The 23,970-nt window shown below is 51.1% G+C and carries 21 protein-coding genes and 2 tRNA genes; 21 read left to right on the top strand and 2 right to left on the bottom strand.

Translation table 11 applies throughout. The features are described 5' to 3' along the window. Nucleotides 1–108 precede the first annotated feature (108 nt). Entirely contained in the window at nt 109–585 is a 477-nt protein-coding gene (gene greA, locus EX31_RS08595) for a transcription elongation factor GreA (RefSeq protein ID WP_013573812.1), read from the top strand. Nucleotides 586–765: 180 nt separating this feature from the next. On the opposite strand, the gene yhbY is transcribed toward greA, so the two are convergent. Further along, a complete protein-coding gene (gene yhbY / locus EX31_RS08590; RefSeq protein ID WP_013573813.1) occupies nt 766–1,062 on the bottom strand; it encodes a ribosome assembly RNA-binding protein YhbY in 297 nt (98 codons plus the stop codon). 182 nt (nt 1,063–1,244) lie between these two features. On the opposite strand from yhbY, the gene rlmE reads away from it, so the two are divergent. The 17 genes from rlmE to EX31_RS08510 all read left to right on the top strand — a co-directional run bounded on the left by rlmE (nt 1,245) and on the right by EX31_RS08510 (nt 19,325). Further along, complete coding sequence (gene rlmE / locus EX31_RS08585; protein ID WP_013573814.1) at nt 1,245–1,874, top strand: 23S rRNA (uridine(2552)-2'-O)-methyltransferase RlmE; 630 nt, start codon at nt 1,245–1,247, stop codon at nt 1,872–1,874. Nucleotides 1,875–1,930: 56 nt separating this feature from the next. Continuing rightward, on the top strand, nt 1,931–3,874 hold the full coding sequence (gene ftsH, locus EX31_RS08580; protein ID WP_037034239.1) for an ATP-dependent zinc metalloprotease FtsH: 1,944 nt from the start codon (nt 1,931–1,933) through the stop codon (nt 3,872–3,874). Nucleotides 3,875–3,998: 124 nt separating this feature from the next. After that, nucleotides 3,999–4,838 carry a dihydropteroate synthase gene (gene folP / locus EX31_RS08575; protein WP_037034238.1) on the top strand — a complete coding sequence of 280 codons (840 nt, stop codon included), beginning with the start codon at nt 3,999–4,001 and terminating at the stop codon, nt 4,836–4,838. Between the two features lie 2 nt (nt 4,839–4,840). Beyond that, nucleotides 4,841–6,181, top strand: a complete 1,341-nt coding sequence (gene glmM, locus EX31_RS08570; RefSeq protein WP_037034237.1) for a phosphoglucosamine mutase — start codon at nt 4,841–4,843, stop codon at nt 6,179–6,181. Between the two features lie 235 nt (nt 6,182–6,416). Beyond that, nucleotides 6,417–6,752: a preprotein translocase subunit SecG gene (gene secG, locus EX31_RS08565; protein WP_037034236.1), complete on the top strand. Its 336-nt coding sequence runs from the start codon at nt 6,417–6,419 to the stop codon at nt 6,750–6,752. Between the two features lie 84 nt (nt 6,753–6,836). After that, nucleotides 6,837–6,923, top strand: a tRNA-Leu gene (locus EX31_RS08560). A 59-nt stretch (nt 6,924–6,982) separates the two neighbouring features. Next, nucleotides 6,983–7,059: transfer RNA gene (locus EX31_RS08555), tRNA-Met, on the top strand. A gap of 216 nt (nt 7,060–7,275) precedes the next feature. Then, entirely contained in the window at nt 7,276–7,728 is a 453-nt protein-coding gene (gene rimP / locus EX31_RS08550) for a ribosome maturation factor RimP (protein ID WP_014411570.1), read from the top strand. Between the two features lie 23 nt (nt 7,729–7,751). Beyond that, complete coding sequence (gene nusA, locus EX31_RS08545) at nt 7,752–9,260, top strand: transcription termination factor NusA (RefSeq protein WP_013573819.1); 1,509 nt, start codon at nt 7,752–7,754, stop codon at nt 9,258–9,260. Between the two features lie 24 nt (nt 9,261–9,284). Then, nucleotides 9,285–11,978 carry a translation initiation factor IF-2 gene (infB, locus tag EX31_RS08540; protein WP_013573820.1) on the top strand — a complete coding sequence of 898 codons (2,694 nt, stop codon included), beginning with the start codon at nt 9,285–9,287 and terminating at the stop codon, nt 11,976–11,978. A 79-nt stretch (nt 11,979–12,057) separates the two neighbouring features. Further along, the gene (gene rbfA / locus EX31_RS08535) at nt 12,058–12,471 is read left to right on the top strand and encodes a 30S ribosome-binding factor RbfA (RefSeq protein WP_014333704.1); all 414 of its coding nucleotides are present in this window, start codon (nt 12,058–12,060) and stop codon (nt 12,469–12,471) included. After that, the gene (gene truB, locus EX31_RS08530; RefSeq protein ID WP_037034235.1) at nt 12,471–13,415 is read left to right on the top strand and encodes a tRNA pseudouridine(55) synthase TruB; all 945 of its coding nucleotides are present in this window, start codon (nt 12,471–12,473) and stop codon (nt 13,413–13,415) included. Before rbfA ends, truB begins: the two co-directional genes overlap by 1 nt. Nucleotides 13,416–13,537: 122 nt before the next feature. Continuing rightward, entirely contained in the window at nt 13,538–13,807 is a 270-nt protein-coding gene (gene rpsO, locus EX31_RS08525; RefSeq protein ID WP_013573823.1) for a 30S ribosomal protein S15, read from the top strand. Nucleotides 13,808–14,080: 273 nt separating this feature from the next. Next, nucleotides 14,081–16,204, top strand: a complete 2,124-nt coding sequence (gene pnp, locus EX31_RS08520) for a polyribonucleotide nucleotidyltransferase (RefSeq protein ID WP_013573824.1) — start codon at nt 14,081–14,083, stop codon at nt 16,202–16,204. 129 nt (nt 16,205–16,333) lie between these two features. Further along, nucleotides 16,334–17,218 (top strand): lipoprotein NlpI, encoded by an 885-nt coding sequence (gene nlpI, locus EX31_RS08515; protein WP_014333708.1) that lies wholly within the window; start codon nt 16,334–16,336, stop codon nt 17,216–17,218. Between the two features lie 114 nt (nt 17,219–17,332). Continuing rightward, nucleotides 17,333–17,413, top strand: a complete 81-nt coding sequence (gene yrbN / locus EX31_RS26550) for a protein YrbN (protein WP_096335046.1) — start codon at nt 17,333–17,335, stop codon at nt 17,411–17,413. Continuing rightward, nucleotides 17,403–19,325, top strand: coding sequence for a DEAD/DEAH family ATP-dependent RNA helicase (locus EX31_RS08510; RefSeq protein ID WP_013573826.1), 1,923 nt, complete (start codon nt 17,403–17,405; stop codon nt 19,323–19,325). The genes yrbN and EX31_RS08510 overlap by 11 nt, the downstream gene beginning before the upstream one ends. Nucleotides 19,326–19,411: 86 nt before the next feature. On the opposite strand, the gene EX31_RS08505 is transcribed toward EX31_RS08510, so the two are convergent. Next, the gene (locus EX31_RS08505) at nt 19,412–20,437 is read right to left on the bottom strand and encodes a luciferase-like monooxygenase (RefSeq protein WP_037034233.1); all 1,026 of its coding nucleotides are present in this window, start codon (nt 20,435–20,437) and stop codon (nt 19,412–19,414) included. A 217-nt stretch (nt 20,438–20,654) separates the two neighbouring features. On the opposite strand from EX31_RS08505, the gene EX31_RS08500 reads away from it, so the two are divergent. From EX31_RS08500 to EX31_RS08490, 3 genes are read left to right on the top strand one after another with little or no spacing between them, the layout of a single operon-like run. Next, a complete protein-coding gene (locus EX31_RS08500) occupies nt 20,655–21,629 on the top strand; it encodes an HlyD family secretion protein (protein WP_037034231.1) in 975 nt (324 codons plus the stop codon). After that, nucleotides 21,626–22,798, top strand: a complete 1,173-nt coding sequence (locus tag EX31_RS08495) for an ABC transporter permease (protein WP_037034229.1) — start codon at nt 21,626–21,628, stop codon at nt 22,796–22,798. Before EX31_RS08500 ends, EX31_RS08495 begins: the two co-directional genes overlap by 4 nt. After that, nucleotides 22,795–23,958 carry an ABC transporter permease gene (locus EX31_RS08490; protein ID WP_013573830.1) on the top strand — a complete coding sequence of 388 codons (1,164 nt, stop codon included), beginning with the start codon at nt 22,795–22,797 and terminating at the stop codon, nt 23,956–23,958. The genes EX31_RS08495 and EX31_RS08490 overlap by 4 nt, the downstream gene beginning before the upstream one ends. Nucleotides 23,959–23,970 lie beyond the last annotated feature (12 nt).

Here is a 23,970-nt window from a genome sequence, read left to right as displayed (position 1 = left end):
TTTTTTTGTTTTTCGCCAGAGAGTCGGTCAGAAGAACTGGCTTAATTTCTTACCTGATTCAATCAGGACGGTGTTTACCGAAAGGACCAAGTTAGAGGTAATAAATATATGAAACCGATTCCGATGACGTTACGTGGCGCAGAAAGATTACGTGAAGAACTGGACCATCTGAAGAGCGTCCGTCGCCCGAAAATCATTTCTGATATCGCGACCGCACGTGAGCATGGTGATTTGAAAGAGAATGCTGAATACCATGCTGCGCGTGAACAGCAGGGTTTTTGTGAAGGCCGTATCCAGGAAATCGAAGCTAAGCTTTCGAATGCTCAGGTTATTGATGTGACCAAAATGCCCGCAACCGGCCGCGTCATTTTTGGTGCGACAGTGACTGTGATGAACCTGGACACTGAAGAAGAACAAAAATACCGCATCGTGGGTGATGACGAAGCAGATTTTAAGCAAAATCTGATTTCTGTGAATTCCCCGATTGCCCGCGGTTTGATTGGCAAAGAGCAGGATGATGTTGTTGTCATCAAAACGCCTGGCGGCGATGTTGAGTTTGAAGTATTGAAGGTCGAATACCTCTAAAATCTGCATTAAAAAGGGCGAAACGTGATGTTTCGCCCGATAATTCTCACATTCATGCAGTGAATTGCTTCACAGTAAATTGAAAACTAAAGTAAAAAGGCCTGCTCAGACCTTCCCCTGAACGTGATTTCGTGGCACCTTTCCGAAAATCTACAGCGCTTTTCGTTAAACCTTAATGGATTAACGCGGTAAGATAATTTTGCGGTCTTCGGTGGAAGGGCGATAAAGTACCAGCATATTGCCGATGACTTGCACATTACACGCCTTGGTTTCACGCACAATCGCGTCTACGATCAAAGACTTCGTTTCGCGTTCTTCTGCCGCGACTTTAACCTTGATCAGTTCGTGATGTTGCAGCGCCTGTTCGATTTCGGCGAGCACACCCTCAGTCAGCCCGTTGTTGCCCAGCATAACAACCGGTTTCAGGGGATGCGCGAGGCCTTTCAGGTACTGTTTTTGTTTATTGTTAAGATTCATCGTCTTTTTTGCTTAAGTTGGGATTGAAAACGGGTCATTCTACCGCCATCTCATGTATATCACCAACCCGGACTGCTTCGGGGAGGGAATAATACTGACTTAGCCATAGACGTCATGATGCTAACAGCTTGTTCCAAAAGCTCTAACTCAGGGTGGTTGGAAAACTATATGGTTACTAAATAATGTCTAATAAAAAGCGTTCTGCAAGTTCCAGTCGCTGGTTGCAGGAACACTTTAGCGATAAATATGTGCTACAGGCACAGAAAAAAGGGCTGCGTTCCCGTGCCTGGTTTAAACTTGATGAAATACAGCAAGGCGATAAGCTGTTTAAACCGGGTATGACGGTGGTTGATTTAGGAGCAGCTCCTGGTGGTTGGTCACAGTATGTGGCGACGCAGATCGGTAACAAAGGGCGAATTATTGCTCTTGACCTTTTACCTATGGATCCTATTGTTGGAGTCGACTTCCTTCAAGGGGATTTTCGTGATGAATTAGTTCTCAAAGCGCTGCTTGAACGCGTGGGAGAAAGTAAGGTTCAGGTGGTCATGTCCGATATGGCCCCTAATATGAGCGGTACTCCGGCAGTCGATATTCCAAAATCGATGTATCTGGTTGAATTAGCATTGGATATGTGTCGGGATGTATTAGCACCAGGCGGAAGTTTCCTGGTGAAGGTGTTTCAGGGAGATGGCTTTGATGAATACCTGCGGGAAATTCGCTCCCTGTTTACGAAGGTGAAGATTCGTAAGCCAGACGCTTCCCGAGCACGTTCGCGAGAAGTGTACATCGTAGCGACAGGGCGGAAACTGTAGTTCCCTAACGCTGTTTGTTAACACAGTTGTAATATGAGGTTAATCCCTTGAGTGACATGGCGAAGAACCTGATCCTCTGGTTAGTCATCGCAGTTGTATTGATGTCTGTATTTCAGAGTTTTGGTCCCAGCGAATCTAATGGTAACAAGGTAGATTACACTACCTTTACAACCGAAGTGGCCCAAGACCAGGTCCGTGAAGTACGTATCAATGGACGTGCGATTGACGTTATCAAAAAAGACAGCAGCAAATACACAACCTATATTCCGGTTAATGATCCTAAATTGCTGGATACGCTGCTGAGCAAAAACGTGAAAGTTGTTGGTGAACCGCCTGAACAGCAGAGTTTCCTGGCGACTATCTTCATTTCATGGTTCCCGATGCTGCTTCTGATTGGCGTCTGGATATTCTTTATGCGACAGATGCAGGGTGGCGGTGGCAAAGGCGCAATGTCCTTTGGTAAAAGCAAAGCCCGCATGCTGACGGAAGACCAAATCAAAACTACGTTTGCTGACGTTGCAGGTTGTGACGAAGCGAAGGAAGAGGTGAGCGAGCTGGTTGATTACCTGCGTGAACCAAGCCGTTTCCAGAAACTGGGCGGTAAAATTCCTAAAGGCGTTCTGATGGTGGGTCCTCCGGGTACGGGTAAGACCTTGCTGGCTAAAGCCATTGCCGGTGAAGCCAAAGTCCCGTTCTTTACGATTTCGGGTTCTGACTTCGTTGAAATGTTCGTCGGTGTGGGTGCATCACGTGTCCGTGATATGTTCGAACAGGCGAAGAAAGCGGCTCCATGTATCATCTTCATCGATGAAATTGATGCCGTTGGCCGTCAGCGTGGTGCAGGTTTAGGCGGTGGTCATGATGAACGTGAGCAAACCCTGAACCAGATGCTGGTTGAGATGGATGGTTTCGAAGGTAACGAAGGTATTATCGTTATTGCCGCGACCAACCGTCCGGATGTTCTGGACCCTGCGTTGCTGCGTCCGGGCCGTTTTGACCGTCAGGTTGTTGTCGGCTTGCCAGATGTCCGTGGCCGTGAACAGATCCTGAAAGTTCACATGCGTCGTGTTCCGCTGGCGACAGATGTTGATGCTTCTGTGATTGCCCGTGGTACACCAGGATTCTCTGGTGCTGACCTGGCTAACCTGGTCAACGAAGCTGCACTGTTCTCTGCTCGTGGTAACAAACGTGTGGTGTCGATGGTCGAGTTCGAAAAAGCCAAAGACAAAATCATGATGGGTGCTGAGCGCCGTTCCATGGTAATGACCGAATCGCAGAAAGAGTCCACTGCATATCACGAAGCGGGACACGCCATCATTGGCCGTCTGGTTCCTGAACATGACCCAGTGCACAAGGTGACCATTATCCCTCGTGGCCGTGCATTAGGTGTGACTTTCTTCCTGCCCGAAGGTGATGCGATCAGCGCCAGCCGTCAGAAACTCGAAAGTCAGATTTCTACCTTATATGGTGGCCGTCTTGCTGAAGAGATTATTTACGGTGTGGAAAAAGTGTCTACCGGTGCGTCTAACGATATCAAAGTAGCCACGTCGATTGCCCGTAACATGGTTACGCAGTGGGGCTTCTCAGATAAATTAGGTCCGTTGCTGTATGCGGAAGAAGAAGGTGAAGTCTTCCTCGGTCGTTCAGTCGCGAAAGCTAAGCATATGTCTGATGAAACCGCCCGTATCATCGATCAGGAAGTTAAGTCTCTGGTTGAACGTAACTACGTTCGTGCGCGTACTCTGCTGATGGAAAACATGGATATCCTTCATTCAATGAAAGATGCCCTGATGAAGTATGAAACCATCGATGCACCGCAAATTGATGACCTGATGAACCGTACTGAAGTTCGCCCGCCAGCTGGCTGGGACGATGCTAACGGCAAAAACGGTAACAGCAACTCCAATGACGGCGGTACGCCAAAAGCGCCAACGCCTGTCGACGAACCTCGTACGCCGAATCCTGGCAACACGATGTTTGAGCAATTCAGCGGCAAGTAAGAGGCTGATTGGAAAATAATGCTGATGACACTCAACCCCGGGCTTGCCCGGGGTTTTTTATGCGTGCATTCTTTGCCTCGGAATTTGAAAAGCCTTTATTGATTGATCAGAAGGGACGTGATTTATGCACCTCACAGCCAGAGAGTCCAGATTGGATCTCACTTTCCCCCAGGTTATGGGGATCCTGAACGTTACCCCCGACTCATTTTCCGATGGCGGGCGACATAACACGCTTGATCTTGCTCTCAGACATGCTCAGGCAATGGTTGATGCAGGCGCGACAATTCTCGACATCGGTGGTGAATCGACCCGCCCTGGTGCAGCAGAAGTCAGCGAAGATGAGGAACTGGCCCGTGTGGTGCCGGTAGTCGAAGCCATTGCGCAGCGTTTTGATGTCTGGGTCTCCGTCGATACCTCAAAAGCCGCCGTGATCCGTGAAGCGGCAAATGCGGGCATGCATCTGATCAACGATATCCGTTCACTTCAGGAGCCCGGTGCGCTACAGGCTGCGGCCGAAACGGGTTTACCTGTTTGTCTGATGCATATGCAGGGTGACCCCAAAACGATGCAGCATGCCCCGCATTACGACAATGTCGTTGCGCAGGTGGATCAGTATTTTTTTGAGCAAATTGCCCGTTGTGTTAACGCCGGCATTGCGAAAGAAAAATTGTTGCTCGATCCGGGCTTCGGTTTCGGTAAAAATTTGGAGCATAACTATCAGTTGCTCGCACGGTTGGCTGATTTTCATCACTTTGGCATGCCATTGTTAGTGGGGATGTCGAGGAAATCCATGGTGGGGCAACTTCTGCATGTTTCTCCTGAGAAACGGGGTACCGGAAGTGTTGCTTGTGCTGTGATCGCTGCCATGCAAGGTGCTAAGATCGTGCGTGTACATGATGTAAAAGAAACCGTTGAAGCGATGCGTATCGTGGAAGCGACACTTTCTGCAAGGGATAAAAACTAATTATGAGCAACCGTAAATACTTTGGGACAGATGGCATCCGCGGAAAAGTGGGCGATACCCCGATTACCCCTGATTTTGTTCTGAAACTAGGCTGGGCGGCTGGCAAAGTATTAGCACGCCACGGTTCGCGTAAAGTGATCATCGGTAAAGACACCCGCATTTCGGGTTATATGCTGGAATCAGCGTTAGAGGCAGGGCTTGCTGCTGCAGGTTTATCGGCTTCTTTCACCGGCCCGATGCCAACGCCTGCCGTGGCTTACCTGACACGTACTTTCCGTGCAGAAGCGGGCATCGTTATTTCAGCCTCGCATAATCCTTACTACGATAACGGCATTAAGTTTTTCACAATCGACGGGACTAAATTACCTGACGAAGTGGAAGAGGCGATTGAAGCTGAGCTTGAAAAACCACTGACATGTGTTGAATCTGCCGAACTGGGTAAAGCCAGCCGCATCGTGGATGCCGCCGGTCGTTACATCGAATTCTGTAAAGGCACATTCCCGACAGAACTGAGTCTGAACAGTCTGAAAATTGTGGTCGACTGTGCCAACGGCGCTACTTATCACATTGCACCTAGCGTTTTGCGCGAATTGGGGGCAAAAGTCATCGCTATCGGCTGTGAGCCGGATGGGATGAACATCAACGAAGAATGCGGCGCAACGGATGTCCGTCAGTTGCAGCAGCGTGTTCTGGCTGAAAAAGCAGATGTCGGGCTGGCTTTTGACGGCGATGGTGACCGCCTGATCATGGTTGATCATGAAGGTAATAAAGTTGATGGCGACCAAATCCTCTACATCATTGCGCGTGAAGGGCTTCGTCAGGGCCAGTTGAAAGGCGGTGCCGTCGGCACGTTGATGAGCAATATGGGCCTCGAGCTGGCCTTAAAGCAACTGGGCATTCCCTTTACCCGTGCGAAAGTAGGTGATCGCTACGTACTGGAAAAAATGCAGGAAAAAGGTTGGCGGATCGGGGCTGAGAACTCAGGCCATATCATTTTGCTGGATAAAACCACTACCGGTGATGGCATTGTGGCAGGTTTGCAAGTGCTTACCGCGATGGTGCGCAATCATATGAGCTTGCATGACCTGTGCAGCGGCATGAAATTGCTTCCGCAGATCCTGATCAACGTCCGTTTTGCTGGTGAACATGATCCGCTGGAATCCGATGAGGTTAAGCAGGTCACGGCTGAAGTTGAAAAGCAGTTAGCGGGCCGCGGTCGGGTGCTGTTGCGTAAATCAGGTACCGAACCTCTGCTGCGCGTAATGGTCGAAGGGGAAGATGCCGAACTGGTGGAAAAACTGGCCAACCGTATTGCGGATGCCGTCAAAGCGGTCAAAGCGTAAGCCGATAAAAAACGGTAAATTTTCGGTGAGTTTCTCGCTGCCGGACCTCCTGGCAGCATGTTTTATCCCGATTTGCCGTTTTTTTCCGCAAACGAACAGTTTGATGAAAATTGCCCTTGCACGGTAATACGGCTTTGGTTAGTATTCACACCCGCTTCAGTGGGTCCTTTGATGACCTGCTAAATGGTGAGAAGCAATTGGCATGCGGTGAACCCGCGAGGATACAGGTACTACTATGTACGACGCTCTTCTGGTGATTTTCCTTATCGTAGCAATTGGGCTTATCGCTCTGGTTATGCTGCAACAAGGTAAAGGCGCTGATATGGGAGCCTCTTTCGGGGCAGGTGCTTCTGGCACATTGTTCGGTTCGAGTGGTTCCGGTAACTTCATGACCCGCATGACCGGCGTTTTGGCAGCATTGTTCTTTATCATTAGTTTGATTCTCGGGAACATGAGCACCAATAAAGGCCAAAAAGGCAGTGAGTGGGAAAACCTGAGTCAGCCAGTTAAAACTGAGCAGACGACTGCACCGGCAGCTCCAGCAGCGCCTAACAGTGACGTTCCTCACTAAGCAGTAAACTTCTTATCAAAGAAGCTAAGTTTTCAAACAATGGCTTATGCTTGGACAGTATAAGCGATTGTGAAAAAAAAGAGTGCCGAGGTGGTGGAATTGGTAGACACGCTACCTTGAGGTGGTAGTGCCCGAATGGGCTTACGGGTTCAAGTCCCGTCCTCGGTACCAATCTTTATGATAATTTGCTTTTTAGCGGTTATCGGCGTAGTATTTGCCACGTTTTCGGACGCGGGGTGGAGCAGCCTGGTAGCTCGTCGGGCTCATAACCCGAAGGTCGTCGGTTCAAATCCGGCCCCCGCAACCACTTTCCCTAAGTGTTTATTTCAAATAGACTTTCAGTATCTTCCTGTGATGTTCTGCAGCTTCAATTTGAAAACAACACTTCGCGAAAGTTGTACCGAAGCCGCTATGCGGCGAATAGGGTCCAGTTGCATAAAGCCCCGATTTATCGGGGTTTTTTGTTATTTGGCAACAGAATCACTGGGCTATTTAGCCCTTTTTTTATGTCTTGGGGGTGGGCTTGTCCACATTAGAACAAAAATTAACAGAGCTGATTACAGCACCAGTCGAGGCACTTGGCTTTGAGCTGGTGGGCATCGAGTTCGTTCGGGCTCGCCAATCGACGTTGCGCATCTATATTGATAGTGACGCCGGGATCAATGTTGATGATTGTGCTGATGTCAGCCACCAGGTGAGCGCTGTGCTGGACGTTGAAGATCCAGTCACTGTCGCCTACAACCTGGAAGTTTCCTCTCCAGGCCTTGATCGTCCTATGTTCACCGCTGAACATTATCAACGTTTTCTTGGCGATGAAGTCAGTGTTGTTTTGCGCATGGCAGTGCAAAACCGCCGCAAATGGCAAGGCATCATTAAAGCTGTCGAAGGCGAGATGATCACGGTGACAGTGGAAGGGAAAGATGAAGTGTTCGCACTGAGCAACATCCAGAAAGCGAACCTGGTACCCCACTTTTAAAGAGTTTGGAAGAGGCAACTAGGATGAACAAAGAGATTCTGGCTGTTGTAGAAGCAGTTTCTAATGAAAAATCCCTCCCGCGCGAGAAGATTTTTGAAGCGCTGGAAATTGCATTATCAACGGCGACCAAGAAAAAATACGAGCAGGAAATCGAAGTCCGCGTCAGCATTGACCGCAAAACAGGCGACTTCGATACTTTCCGTCGCTGGGTAGCAGTCAACGAAGTGACTCAGCCGACCCGTGAAATCACCCTCGAAGCTGCACAATACGAAGATCCGTCAATCGACCTCGGCGGATATATTGAAGATCAAATTGAGTCGGTCACTTTCGACCGCATCACTACGCAGACTGCTAAACAAGTTATCGTACAGAAGGTACGTGAAGCAGAACGCGCGATGGTGGTTGATCAGTTCCGTGAGCAGCAAGGTGAAATTGTTACTGGCGTCGTTAAGAAAGTTAACCGTGACAGTATTGCGCTGGATTTAGGCAGCAACGCTGAAGCTGTTATCCTGCGAGAAGACATGCTTCCTCGTGAAAACTTCCGCTCCGGCGACCGTATTCGTGGGGTGCTGTATGATGTTCGCCCTGAAGCACGTGGTGCTCAGCTGTTCGTCAGCCGTTCACGAAACGAGATGCTGATTGAACTGTTCCGCATCGAAGTGCCGGAAATTGGCGAAGAACTGATCGAAATTAAAGCGGCAGCTCGTGATCCGGGTTCCCGTGCAAAAATCGCTGTAAAAACTAACGACAAACGTATCGACCCGGTCGGTGCTTGTGTCGGCATGCGTGGTGCACGCGTTCAGGCCGTTTCCAGTGAACTGGGCGGTGAACGCATTGATATCATCCTTTGGGATGACAATCCTGCGCAATTTGTTATCAACGCAATGGCACCGGCAGACGTCGCTTCCATCGTAGTTGATGAAGATAAATGCACCATGGATATCGCCGTTGAAGCCAGCAATCTGGCACAGGCGATTGGCCGCAATGGCCAGAACGTGCGTTTGGCCTCCCAATTGTTGAAACAGCATCGTGGTGATGACAAGTGGGAACTGAACGTGATGACAGCAGACGACCTGCAAGCCAAACATCAGGCTGAGGCACACGCTGCGATTGATACCTTTACCAAATATCTGGCCATCGATGAAGATTTCGCCACGGTTCTGGTTGAAGAAGGTTTCTCTACGCTTGAAGAACTGGCTTACGTGCCAGTTAACGAACTACTTGAAATCGACGGCCTGGATGAAGACACCGTGGATGCGCTGCGCGAACGTGCGAAAGAAGCGCTGACCACACTGGCTTTAGCTCAGGAAGAAAGTCTCGGTGACAAAAAGCCTGCTGACGATCTGCTTAATCTGGCGGGTCTGGAACGTAGCATGGCATTTAAACTGGCTGCACAAGGGGTTTGTACGCTGGAAGATCTTGCCGAGCAGGGTGTCGACGATCTGGCTGATATTGAAGGTCTTACTGACGAGCAGGCTGGTGAACTTATCATGGCCGCGCGCAATATCTGCTGGTTTGGCGACAATGCGTAATAAACTGTAGCAGGAAGGAACAGCATGACAGATGTAACTGTAAAATCGCTGGCGGCAGAGATTCAGACTCCGGTAGATCGCCTGGTACAGCAATTTGCTGATGCAGGGATCTCGAAGTCCGAAGCTGACTCTGTGACCCAGCAAGAAAAAGAAACTTTATTGTCGCATCTGAATGGTGGAAATTCAGGTGCGTCAAACAAACTGACGTTACAACGCAAAACGCGTAGTACACTGAATATTCCGAGCACCGGCGGGAAGAGTAAATCGGTGCAAATCGAGGTCCGCAAGAAACGCACTTATGTTAAACGTGATATGACCGAGGCAGAACTTGCCCAGGCCGAAGCGGAAGAGCAGGCGAAGCGTGACGCGGAAGAACAGGCACAGCGTGCAGCAGCGGAGCAAGCCCAGCGCGAAGCTCAGGAAAAAGCCAAACGCGCCGCCGAAGAGCAAGCTAAACGTGAGGCCGCTGATAAAGCTAAGCGTGATGCAGCGGAAAAAGATAAAGTGACCAACCAAAATACCGATGAAGTAACTAAACCAGCTCAGGCAGAGAAAGCACGCCGTGAAGCTGAAGCCGCAGAGCTGAAACGCAAAACGGAAGAAGAAGCCCAGCGTAAGATTGAAGAAAACGCCAAGCGCATCGCAGAAGAGGCCCGTAAAATGGCTGACTCTGGTGTCTGGACTGAAGCTACTGCACCAAGCGAATCAGAATCTGCTGACTATCATGTCACCACTTCTACCCATGCTCGTGCTGCTGAAGACGAAAATGACGCCAAAGTTGAAGGCGAACGTCGCAGCCGTACTCGCGGTGGCAAAGCGACCAAACAGAAAAAAGGCAACAAGCTGTCCGAATCTAAAGCGGATCGCGAAGAAGCCCGTGCTGTTGGCCGTAACGGTAAAGGTAAGCGTAAGCCAAGTACCTTACAGCAGAGCTTTAACAAGCCTGTTGTTGCCGTGAACCGTGATGTTGTAGTGGGTGAAACCATTACTGTTGCTGAGCTGGCAAACAAAATGGCAGTTAAAGGTTCTCAGGTCATCAAAACCATGATGAAACTGGGCGCCATGGCCACCATCAACCAGGTCATTGATCAGGAAACTGCTCAACTGGTTGCAGAAGAAATGGGTCATAAAGTTATCCTGCGTCGTGAGAACGAGCTGGAAGAAGCGCTGATGAGCGATCGTGACACGGGTGCTTCTGCAGCCGCTGAGCCACGCGCTCCGGTTGTGACCATCATGGGCCACGTTGACCACGGTAAAACCTCATTGCTTGACTACATTCGTTCAACGAAAGTGGCAGCAGGCGAGGCCGGTGGTATTACCCAGCATATCGGTGCTTACCACGTAGAAACCGAAAACGGCATGATCACCTTCCTGGATACTCCGGGACACGCCGCGTTTACCTCAATGCGTGCTCGTGGTGCTCAGGCAACGGATATCGTTGTACTGGTTGTTTCTGCAGATGATGGCGTGATGCCACAAACCATCGAGGCCGTACAGCATGCGAAAGCTGCTGGCGTGCCAATCGTGGTTGCAGTGAACAAAATTGATAAGCCAGATGCTGATCCGGACCGTGTTCGTACCGAACTGTCTCAATACGGCGTTATGCCGGAAGAGTGGGGCGGCGAATCTCAGTTCATCCACGTTTCTGCAAAAGTCGGTACCGGTATTGACGATTTGCTGCAAGCTATCTTGCTGCAAGCCGAAGTTCTGGAACTGAAAGCAGTTCGCACCGGTATGGCAAGCGGCGTTGTGATCGAGTCCTTCCTGGACAAAGGTCGTGGCCCGGTTGCTACCGTACTGGTTCAGGAAGGTACGCTGAACAAAGGCGACATCATTCTGTGTGGCTTTGAATACGGCCGTGTCCGTGCGATGCGTGACGAAATGGGGCGTGATATTACGTCTGCGGGTCCTTCTATCCCTGTCGAAGTACTGGGTCTGTCCAGTGTACCGGCTGCGGGGGATGAAGTTACCGTTGTACGTGATGAGAAAAAAGCCCGTGAAGTTGCTCTGTATCGTCAGGGTAAATTCCGCGAAGTTAAACTGGCTCGCCAGCAGAAATCTAAACTGGAAAACATGTTTGCGAACATGACTGAAGGTGAAGTTTCTGAACTGAACATCGTTCTGAAGTCAGACGTTCAGGGTTCTTGTGAAGCGATTTCCGATGCATTGCAAAGCCTTTCTACTGACGAAGTTAAAGTTAAGATCGTCGGTATGGGTGTCGGTGGTATCACTGAAACTGATGCGACACTGGCCGCTGCTTCTAACGCGATCATTCTGGGCTTCAACGTCCGTGCAGATGCTTCTGCCCGCCGCGTCGTAGAAAGCGAAAGCCTGGATCTGCGTTACTACTCTGTCATCTATAACCTGATTGACGAAGTCAAACAGGCGATGAGCGGTATGTTGGCGCCAGAATACAAACAGCAAATCATCGGCCTGGCTGAAGTTCGTGACGTGTTCAAGTCACCTAAATTCGGTGCTATCGCAGGTTGTATGGTGACTGAAGGTATGATCAAGCGTAACAACCCAATCCGTGTACTGCGTGAAAACGTGGTGATCTACGAAGGCGAACTGGAATCCCTGCGTCGCTTCAAAGATGACGTTGCTGAAGTGCGTAACGGCATGGAATGTGGTATTGGCGTTAAGAACTACAACGATGTGCGTACTGGTGATGTGATCGAAGTCTTCGAAATCATCGAGATCAAACGTACTATCGCTTAACGTTTGCGAAGTAGCTGATATCCAGATGGGGGGCCTTGCGCCCCCTTATTTATCTGGAGCAAGTGAGGAGAAAAGCATCATGGCAAAAGAATTTAGCCGTACTCAACGTGTCTCCCAGGAGATGCAAAAAGAAATCGCCATCATCTTACAGCGTGAAGTCAAAGACCCGCGCGTAGGCATGGCGACAGTTTCAGGCGTAGAAGTATCACGCGACCTGGCGTATGCCAAAGTGTTCGTCACCTTCCTGGACGTGCTGACGACTGACAATCACGATCCTGATCGTGTCAAAAATGGCATCAAAGCTTTGCAGGACGCGTCAGGTTTCATCCGTACCCTGATCGGTAAAGCGATGCGTTTACGTGTCGTACCAGAACTGACTTTCGCTTACGACAACTCTTTGGTTGAAGGTATGCGTATGTCCAATCTGGTGACCAATGTCGTGAAGAACGATGCTGAACGCCGTTCAGCTGCAGGCGATGACGAGGAAGCATAATGAGTCGCCCACGTCGCCGCGGCCGTGACATACACGGCGTTCTGCTACTGGACAAATCTTTAGGCTTGTCTTCTAACGATGCACTGCAAAAGGTTAAACGCCTTTATAACGCTAACCGCGCAGGCCATACCGGTGCGCTCGATCCTTTAGCCACCGGTATGCTGCCGCTGTGCCTGGGTGAAGCGACCAAGTTTTCCCGGTTCCTGCTTGATTCTGACAAACGCTATCGCGTGATTGCCCGCATGGGACAACGTACGGATACGTCAGACGCCGAAGGTGCCATCATTTCCGAACGTGAAATGACTTTCACTCAGCAGCAACTGGACGACGCACTCGACAGTTTCCGCGGAGAAACTCAGCAAATTCCTTCCATGTATTCAGCATTGAAATATGAAGGGAAAAAACTGTACGAATATGCACGTCAGGGCATCGAAGTCCCGCGAGAATCACGCAGCATTACCGTGTATGAATTGCAGTTTATACGCTGGGAAGGCTTTGATGTTGAGCTGGAGATTCATTGCTCAAAAGGCACTTACATCCGCACGATTGTCGATGATCTTGGTGAGAAACTGGGCTGTGGTGCGCACGTGACTTATCTGCGTCGTTTGCAGGTGGCAACTTATCCTTCAGAGCGAATGGTCACTATGGAAAAACTCCATGAGCTGATCGCTCAGGCAGAAGAGCAGGGCATTGAGCCGCGCTTGCTGCTGGATCCTTTGTTGTTGCCGATGGATAGCGCATGTGAAGATTTCCCGGAAGTGAATCTGTTGCCTGTGTTGGCCGGATATGTCAAACAGGGTCAACCTGTTCAGGCATCTGGTGCGCCCGTCAGCGGTATGGTTCGCATCACTGAAGGCGAAGAACGTAAGTTTATCGGTGTAGGAGAAATTGATGATGATGGCCGCATTGCGCCACGTCGTCTGGTCGTTGAATACACCGACTAAGCGCTTTCTGCCCACCTTGCGATCATATATAGCAAAGGGTAGAATAGCGCAGCTTATGCATTGGGTTGCTGAATTAGAGATCGGCACCCGTTTAATTATCTATAATATTTTGGAGTAAGATTATGTCTCTAAGCGTTGAAGCTAAGGCTCAGATCGTTTCCGACTTCGGTCGCGGCACTAACGACAGTGGTTCTACCGAAGTTCAGGTTGCTCTGCTGACTGCTCAAATTAACCATCTGCAAGGTCACTTTGCAGAACACAAAAAAGATCACCACAGCCGTCGTGGTCTGCTGCGTATGGTTTCTCAGCGTCGTAAACTGCTGGACTACCTGAAGCGTAAAGATGTAGCGCGTTACACCGGCCTGATCGAACGTCTGGGTCTGCGTCGCTAATCAAGCGAGTTTCAGTGTAAAGGGGCCAATAGGCCCCTTTATTCTAGGAAGCTCAGCCAAATCAGGGTACTGTATGGCTGCGGTTTCTACTGTTATTCTAAGAACATGAACTTCCGTTACAGATGTTTTCGCGCGGCTAATGAGAGACTTTATTACCACATTGCCAGGTATATAAGGATTGTCATTAGTCGCGAGAATGTAGTGAGAAGCTCGGATATTTATCGGCGTGAACTGCTGTCATAACAGCTGCGCGTCATACAAAAGGACATTACATTGCTTAATCCGACTATTCGTAAATTCCAATACGGCCAGCACACCGTTACGCTGGAAACTGGCATGATGGCTCGTCAGGCAACTGCCGCTGTTATGGTTAGCATGGACGACACCGCGGTATTCGTTACCGTTGTTGGCCAGAAAAAAGCTAAACCAGGTCAGAGCTTCTTCCCGCTGACTGTTAACTATCAGGAGCGTACTTACGCTGCTGGTCGTATCCCGGGTAGCTTCTTCCGTCGCGAAGGCCGTCCAAGTGAAGGCGAAACACTGACTTCACGTCTGATTGACCGCCCGATTCGCCCGCTATTCCCGGACTCTTTCCTGAATGAAGTTCAGGTTATCGCGACGGTAGTTTCTCTGAACCCACAAGTTAACCCTGACATCGTTGCGATGATCGGTGCGTCTGCTGCCCTGAGCCTGTCTGGTATTCCATTCAATGGCCCGATCGGTGCTGCACGCGTTGGTTACATCAACGATCAGTATGTTCTGAACCCAACCGCAGATGAGCTGAAAACAAGCCGTCTGGACCTGGTTGTTGCCGGTACTCAGGGCGCGGTTCTGATGGTTGAGTCTGAAGCTGAAGTGCTGAGCGAAGATCAGATGCTGGGCGCAGTGGTATTCGGCCACGAACAACAACAAATCGTTATCGACAACATCAACTCACTGGTTGCTGAAGTTGGTAAGCCGAAATGGGACTGGCAGCCAGAAGCGGTTAACGCAGAGCTGCACGCTCGCGTCGCTGCCTTGTCTGAATCCCGTCTGGGTGATGCGTACCTGATCACCGAGAAACAAGAACGTTACAACCAGATTAATGTGATCAAAGCTGACGTTGTTCAGGCTCTGCAGGCTGAAGACGAATCCCTGGACGCTGGTGAAATCTCTGACATTCTGGGCAGCATCGAGAAGAATGTGGTTCGTAGCCGTGTGCTGCGTGGCGAGCCGCGTATTGATGGTCGCGAAAAAGACATGATCCGTGGTCTGGACGTGCGCACTGGCGTTCTGCCACGTACTCACGGTTCTGCTTTGTTCACCCGTGGCGAAACTCAGGCGCTGGTCACTGCCACTCTGGGTACTGCGCGTGATGCACAGAACCTGGATGAGCTGATGGGCGAAAAAACTGACAGCTTCCTGTTCCATTACAACTTCCCTCCGTACTCAGTAGGTGAAACTGGGATGGTGGGTTCGCCAAAACGTCGTGAGATTGGCCATGGCCGTCTTGCTAAGCGTGGCGTGCTGGCGATGATGCCAAAACCAGAAGACTTCCCGTACACCGTACGTGTGGTTTCTGAAATCACTGAATCCAACGGTTCATCTTCAATGGCTTCTGTTTGTGGCGCATCTCTGGCCCTGATGGACGCAGGTGTTCCGATTAAAGCCGCTGTTGCGGGTATCGCAATGGGTCTGGTTAAAGAAGGCGAAAGCTTTATCGTTCTGTCCGACATTCTGGGTGACGAAGATCATCTGGGCGACATGGACTTTAAAGTGGCCGGTAGCCGCGACGGTATCACCGCGCTGCAAATGGACATTAAAATCGAAGGTATCACCCGCGAAATCATGCAGGTGGCTCTGAATCAGGCTAAGGGTGCACGTCTGCACATTCTGGGCGTGATGGAACAAGCTATCAGCATTCCACGTGGCGATATCTCTCAGTTTGCTCCGCGTATCCACACCATCAAGATCAGCCCGGACAAAATCAAGGACGTGATCGGTAAAGGTGGTTCTGTGATTCGTGCGCTGACCGAAGAAACCGGCACCACGATCGAAATCGAAGATGACGGTACTGTGAAAATCGCAGCCACCGACGGCGAGAAAGCGAAATACGCTATTCGTCGTATCGAAGAGATCACTGCTGAAATCGAAGTTGGCCGTATCTATCAGGGTAAAGTGACCCGTATCGTAGACTTTGGCGCATTTGTTGCCATCGGCGGCGGTAAAGAAGGTCTGGTGCATATTTCTCAAATCGCTGACAAGCGTGTAGAGAAAGTGACTGATTACCTGCAGATGGGCCAGGAAGTTCCGGTTAAAGTTCTCGAAGTTGACCGTCAGGGGCGTGTGCGTCTGAGCATCAAAGAAGCTACCGCACCTTCTCAGGACGAAACAACTGAGCAACCTGCAGCAGAATAATCTGTAACAGAAGTTTTACAGCTCCTTTCCATTTGGGAAGGAGCTGTTCGTCTCACGGACGCAGGACGCGTTTGTGTTAAGCAAGCGGATGACAGGATGTTCATCCAATGTTTGTCTCCGGGAGTAGAAATGAAGCCTTTCTTGCGCTGGTGTTATGTTGCGACAGCACTTATGTTGGCAGGATGCAGCAACCATGATTGGCGTAAAAATGAAGTTCTGGCGATTCCGTTGCAGCCAACGTTGCAGCAGGAAGTCATCCTGGCACGCATGGAACAAATACTTGCCAGTCGGTCATTAACCGATGATGAGAGAGCACAGCTATTATATGAGCGCGGTGTGCTGTATGATAGTCTCGGGCTAAGAGCACTGGCGCGAAATGATTTTTCACAAGCGCTGTCTATTCGTCCTGATATGCCAGAAGTTTTTAACTACCTGGGGATTTACCTAACGCAGGCAGGCAATTTCGATGCTGCCTATGAAGCGTTTGATTCTGTACTAGAGCTTGATCCAACTTACAACTACGCGCGTTTGAACCGAGGTATCGCCCTGTATTACGGTGGCCGATTCTCGTTAGCGCAGGATGATCTGCAGGCGTTTTATCGAGACGATCCAAATGATCCCTTCCGTTCGTTATGGCTTTATCTTGCGGAGCGAGAAATCAATCCAAAGAATGCCGACGTAGCGCTTCAACAGCGTTATGACAAAGCGGACAGAGGGCAATGGGGATGGAATATCGTCGAATTCTACCTGGGCAAAATCAGCGAATCTACGCTGATGGAACGCCTCAAGGCAGAAGCAACGGATAACACTTCGCTCGCTGAGCATCTCAGTGAAACTGACTTCTATTTAGGTAAACATTACCTAAGTCTGGGGGACAAGAACAGCGCCGCGGCACTGTTCAAACTGACGGTAGCTAACAACGTCCATAACTTTGTTGAGCACCGCTATGCATTGTTGGAATTGGCGCTTTTGGGCCATGAGCAAGACGACCTATCAGAATCGGACCAGCAATAGCTGACGACACCAATCAGCCTTTTAATCATGGTATTTACCATTTTTAAGCGCCTTAACGGGCGAGGGTTGCTTTGTTCGTTTTATAATCTAATTTGAGCCGGTTCACACTTTTCAATGAAAATGACTGAAAATTTTCTCGACGAGTTATGTAGACTGGCTGCCATTATTAATGAGGCACGTGTACATGACTACTGAGCTTGAAACCTCTTTTGCTGACCTGGGGCTGTCTGCTCCGATCATTTCTGCCCTTACTGATTTGGGCTACGAAAAACCTTCACCAATCCAGGCTGAGTGTATTCCTCACCTGTTAAGTGGCCGCGACGTTCTGGGTATGGCTCAGACAGGTTCCGGTAAAACAGCCGCATTCTCATTACCGCTGCTGCACAATATTGATGCTTCACTGAAAGCACCACAAATTCTTGTTCTGGCACCTACCCGCGAACTGGCGGTTCAGGTTGCTGAAGCAATGACTGATTTCTCTAAACACATGCATGGCGTGAATGTGGTTGCCCTTTATGGCGGCCAGCGCTATGACGTCCAGTTGCGCGCACTGCGTCAGGGACCACAAGTTGTTGTGGGTACACCGGGCCGCCTGCTGGACCACCTGAAACGCGGCACCCTGAACCTCTCTAACCTGAGTGGCCTGGTGCTGGACGAAGCTGATGAAATGCTGCGTATGGGCTTCATCGAAGACGTCGAAACTATCATGGCGCAGATCCCGGCTGAACATCAGACCGCGTTGTTCTCTGCAACTATGCCAGAAGCTATCCGTCGCATTACCCGTCGCTTCATGAAAGATCCTCAGGAAGTGCGTATCCAGTCAAGCGTGACCACGCGTCCTGACATCAGCCAGAGCTACTGGTCTGTCTACGGTCTGCGCAAAAACGAAGCGCTGGTGCGTTTCCTGGAAGCAGAAGATTTTGATGCGGCGATCATCTTCGTTCGTACCAAAAACGCAACGCTGGAAGTGGCTGAAGCGCTGGAACGCAGCGGCTACAGCAGTGCTGCACTGAACGGTGACATGAACCAGGCACTGCGCGAGCAGACTCTGGAACGTCTGAAAGATGGTCGTCTGGACATTTTGATCGCAACCGACGTGGCAGCACGTGGTCTCGATGTAGAACGTATCAGCCTGGTTGTTAACTACGACATCCCGATGGACTCAGAATCTTACGTTCACCGTATCGGTCGTACCGGCCGTGCTGGCCGTGCGGGTCGCGCACTGCTGTTCGTTGAGAACCGTGAACGTCGTTTGCTGCGTAACATTGAACGCACCATGAAGCTGACCATTCCAGAAGTTGAAATCCCAACTGCAGAAGTTCTGGGCGAACGTCGTCTGGCTAAGTTTGCAGCGAAAGTTCAGCAACAACTGGAAAGCAGCGATCTGGATCAATACCGTGCGCTGCTGGCGAAACTGCAACCTGCAGAAGAGCTGGACGTTGAAACACTGGCGGCGGCACTGTTGAAAATGGCACAGGGCGAACGTCCTTTGATCGTTGCAGCGGATCCGGTCTTCAAAAGCCGTCCACCACGTCGTGAATTCGAGGAACGTGGTGACCGCGGTGATCGTGGCGATCGTCGTGACCGTCCGGTACGTAGCAATGATCGTCCTGCACGTGATGGCGACAGCCCACGTCGTGAGCGTCGTGACGCTGGCGAAATGGAACTGTATCGCATCGAAGTGGGTCGTGACGATGGCGTTGAAGTTCGTCACATCGTTGGCGCTATCGCTAACGAAGGCGACATCAGCAGCCGTTACATCGGTAACATCAAGCTGTTCGGTACGCACTCAACTATCGAATTGCCGAAAGGTATGCCGGGCGAGATCCTGTCTCACTTCACCCGTACACGTATCCTGAATAAACCGATGAACATGCAGTTGATCGGTGATGCGGTGCCACAGGCTCCACGTCGTGATCGTCCGGCCGGTGCTGGCGGTGAGCGTCGTGGTAACGGTGCTCCGCGTCCGTTCAACGGTGAACGTCGTGAAGGTGCCCGTGGTACTGGTGCTCCACGTACTTTCAGTGGTGACCGTCGTGAAGGCGCTTCAGCCGCAGGTGACCGTCGTCCGCCAAGCCGCGCACCACGTCGTACTTCTGACGCATAATCTGATTTCAGTTCGCTGATCCTCAGATAATAAAAAACCAGCCTTCATCAGGCTGGTTTTTTTTCGTCTGCAATTTACGTGGCCGGTTAGCCAATACGCTCCGCTTTAACCAGTTCACCTTGAAGCTGTGAAACAATCTCGAATGAATGCAGGCGTGCCTGATGATCAAAAATCTGGCCGTTGATCATCAGTTCATCGGCTTCGGTTTCACGCAGAATATTTTGCAGACCCTGACGCACCGTTTCTTTATTGCCGACCACCGACATACGTAGCGCATTATCCACGCCAAAACGTTCCTGAGCGGACCATAAGCTTTCGATGTTATCGACCGGCGCAGGCAGTTTGCCCGGCATGCCGCGACGCAAATTGATGAACTGCTGCTGATTAGAGGTGAACATCCGGCGCGCTTCTTCATCCGTATCGGCAGCAATGGCATTGATACAGACCATTGCGTGCGGTTTCTCAAGCTGCGCGGAAGGCTGGAACTTGCTGCGGTAAATCGCTAACGCCTGATACAGCATGTCTGGTGCGAAATGTGAGGCGAAGGCAAATGGCAGGCCGAGGGCCGCCGCCAGTTGAGCACTGTACAGGCTGGAGCCGAGTAACCAGATCGGCACATGCAAACCCTGGCCGGGCACGGCCTGAACCGGCTGCTGAGGCTGAACATCACCGAAGTACATCTGCAATTCCTGCACATCCTGCGGGAAGTTATCGATTTCACCGGAAAGATGGCGGCGCAGGGCAATCATGGTGCGCTGATCGGTACCCGGCGCACGGCCCAGCCCCAGATCCACACGGTTCGGATAGAGCGTGGCGAGCGTACCGAACTGTTCTGCAATCACCAGCGGTGAGTGGTTTGGCAGCATCACGCCGCCGGAACCCACACGAATCGTTTTCGTCCCACCCGCGATATACCCCAGCAGCACAGAGGTTGCCGCACTGGCGATGCCGGTCATATTGTGGTGCTCTGCCATCCAGTAACGCTGGTAGCCCCATTTCTCGGCATGCTGTGCCAGTTCCAGTGAACACTGGAATGCGCGGGCAGGATCCGCGCCTTGCGGAACCGGTGCCAGATCGAGAACGGAAAGGGGAACGGTGTTTTTATCAGACATAATCGCAGCTCACTCTTAATGGAGGTGAGGGGAGAAAGTATTCACTCCGCTCATAATTAGAACGAGTATTACCCAATGCTGACGTATTGAATACGGCATTTGTGCTCTTAAATGCCGTTTAAACATCCTAAAATCAGATTGAAATAACTTAAACTATCATTTCAGCCAATATGTTGTTTTGTGTTAAAAACGGGCAAACAAAAAGGGTGTCGCACCGATGAGTAAACGAATTTTATTGACCCTCCTGCTGGTCGCCGTTGCGGTTTCTCTGGCGGTGCTGTTTCGGGCGCACAATCAGGATCTCTTGTTACAGGGCGAAGTTGACGCGCCGGAAGTGATTGTGGCGTCGAAAGCTAAAGGCCGCGTCATAGAGCGCCATGTGGAACGCGGCGACGATGTCAAAGCCGGGCAGCTATTGATCACCCTCGACAGCCCCGAGCTGATGGCGCAGTTGCGCGCGGCCGAAGCGGCGCGCGATCAGGCAAAAGCCCAGCTTGATCTTTCCGTTAACGGTACCCGTGAAGAAAGTATCCGTAACCTGAAAGCCACGCTGGCGCAGTCGCAGGCGGAATACATTAATGCACGTGATCTTTATAACCGTAATGCCAAAGTGGCGACTAAAGGCTTTATTTCTGCTTCTGATTTAGAAGATTCCCGCCGTGCCCGCGACAGTGCTTATCAGCAGGTATTAGTCGCCAAAGCTAATCTGGATGAAGGCGTCAACGGCGACCGCGTTGAGCAACGTGAAAGCTATGCCGCCCAGTTGCGTCAGGCGGAAGAAGATCTGCTGGAAGTGAAAGCGCAAACCGATGATTTGCAGGTTAAAGCACCGGTTGATGGTGAAGTCGGGCCAGTTCCCGTGGAAGTCGGCGAGCTGCAAAATGCCTCGAGTCCGTTACTGACGTTAGTCCGTCTGCCTGATGCGTATTTCGTGTTTAACCTGCGGGAAGATATTCTGGCGGGCGTGCGTAAAGGCGATAAAGTCCAGATGCGCGTTCCGGCGCTGAATAACCAGATGATCGAAGCCGAAGTGCGCTACATTGCGCCGCTCGGCGATTATGCGACCAAACGTGCCACGCGTGCGACCGGCGACTTTGATTTAAAAACCTTTGAAGTGCGTCTGTACCCTGCGAAACCGGTGCCCGGATTACGACAGGGCATGAGCGCGTTGTGGCAATGGAAAGCTAAGTGAGACCGGTTAAAGCGCCACGCAGTGAAAGGGTAAAAGCCGCATGGCGCTGTTTCAGTCGGGCTTTTACCCGCGAGACCCGGCACGCTTTCCGCAAGCCGGTGATTCACTGGTTGTGCTGGATTTTCCCTTTGCTGCTTTTCGGGCTCATCAGCAGCAACTTTTCGGAAGGCACTTTGCTGGATTTACCGGTTTCTGTGGTCGACAACGATCACAGCCCGCTGTCCAAAACGCTGATCCGTAAACTGGACGCCGGTTCCCATGCGCACGTGCAGGCTTTCGAAGGCGGCTTACCGGAAGCGGAATACCGTCTGCGTACCGCGCAGGATTACGCGCTTTTGTATATTCCCAACGACTTCGAAGCCGACGTGCTGGCTGGAAAACAGCCCAGTGCGGTGCTCTATTACAACGCTTTATTCTATGGTGCCGGACTGTACTCCACTCAGGATTTCAGCGGACTGATCACCGAACTTAACACCCGTTACCGTTCAATCATTGCGACAGAAATGGGCAAAACGCTGCCGTCGCTGGCAAGCGTCGATGTCTCTTATGGCAGCTTGTTTAACGCCAGCGGCAGCTACATCTATTACCAGCAATTTGCCGCGACCATTCACCTGCTGCAATTGTTTACAGTAACCTGCATGATCTACGTGATGGCGCGCAGTCAGGCCTTACTCAGCGCGCCTTCTTTCACTCTGGCATTGCTCGGTAAACTCGCACCGTATACGTTGTGTTTCACCACTTTGCTGATGGCGGAAATCGCTATGCTGGTCGGGTTCTTTGACGCACGTGTCAGCGGTAATCCCTTATATATGCTGCTGATCGGTTTTTTCTATGTGATCGCCGCACAAAGTCTTGGATTGCTGCTTTTCACCTTCACCAAAACCACGATCACGGCTTACACCATGATGGGGATTTTCGTCAGTATCGCGCTGACATTCTCGGGAATGGCGGTACCGGTACTGTCGATGCCACTGCCCGCCCGTATTATCTCCGGCATCGAACCCCTGAGTTACGCACTGGCCGCCATGTTTGACGTTTTCCTGCGCGAAGTGTCGGTGCGCGGCATCCTGATGGTGTGCTGCATCCTGCTGGTCTATCCGCTGCTGACCAGTTTGCTGGTACGTAAACGCCTGTATATGCGGATGAAACAACAGGAGCCAGGACAATGACCGGTCGCGAATGGGTTAAAACCTGGTGGAAAACCTTCGGTAAAGTGCTCACCGGTTTGCTCGATAAACCGATGTGGATGATGTTGCTGCTTTCACTGTGCGTGATGAGTCTGGTGTATGCCAACCGTACGGTGTGGGATTTGCCCGTCGCGGTGATCGACCAGGATCACAGCACCGCCAGTCGCATGCTGGCCCGTCAGCTTGATGCGGGATCGAAAATTGCCACTGTCGCTTATGACAATCTGGCGGAAGCGGAACACGATCTGGCGCTGCGAAAACTGTTCGCGGTGATCATCATGCCGGTCGATCTGGAGAAGAAGATCCTCGCCGGACAAAACATCGTGATCCCGGTGTATGGCGATGCGACTAACCGGCTGGCAAACGGGCAAATCCAGCAGGATGTGCTCGCGGCGTATCAGTCGATTCTCACGCAGTACAATACGGATTTGCTGCTCAGTAACGGTTTCAGTGAGCGTCAGGCCAGCGTGGTGCTTTCGCCGATCCTCGGCCAGTCGCTTGACGTGTTTAACCCCGGCATCAGTTTTGCCGCGATTATTTTCCCCGGCTTGCTGGTGATGTTATTGCAGCACTCGCTGCTGATCGCCAGCGTGCGTGTCAGTATTGTGCTCAATAGCGGGCCTGCCGGGAAACCTTCGATCCCGGCTTTTCTGGGGGGGATTTCAGCGCTGATCCCGGTCTGGCTGTTTCTGTCGATCGTATTGTTTGTGCTGTGGCCGTGGGTATTGGGTTACCGGCAAACGGCCACCATTCCTGAAATTTTGCTGCTGACCTTCCCGTTCCTGCTGGCGGTTCTGGGCTTAGGAAAACTGGTGACGGAATGCCTGCGCAGCGTGGAGCTGATTTACCTGACGCTGGCCTTCCTGACTACGCCAGTGTTCTATATTTCCGGTACCATCTGGCCGTTGCAGGCGATGCCCGCGTGGGTTCGGGCCATTTCTTCGATGCTCCCTTCAACGTGGGCGACTAAAGCGATTGCCGGTGTGAATCAGATGGGATTGCCGTTTAAAGACGTTGGTGGCGACATTATGATGCTGCTGATCCTCTGCGTGTTTTACACATTCATCGGCATTGCTGTGGGCATGCTGCGCGATGGTGTCCGGCTGCGCGCGATGTTTCGGCCGAAGCATCCCCGCGCATAAAAAAAAAGGGAT

The organism is Rahnella sp. WP5 (assembly GCF_000745615.1).
GTDB lineage: Bacteria > Pseudomonadota > Gammaproteobacteria > Enterobacterales > Enterobacteriaceae > Rahnella > Rahnella aceris.
The sequence above is the reverse complement of the archived record's forward strand: the minus strand, read 5'-3'. Positions and strand labels throughout refer to the sequence as shown.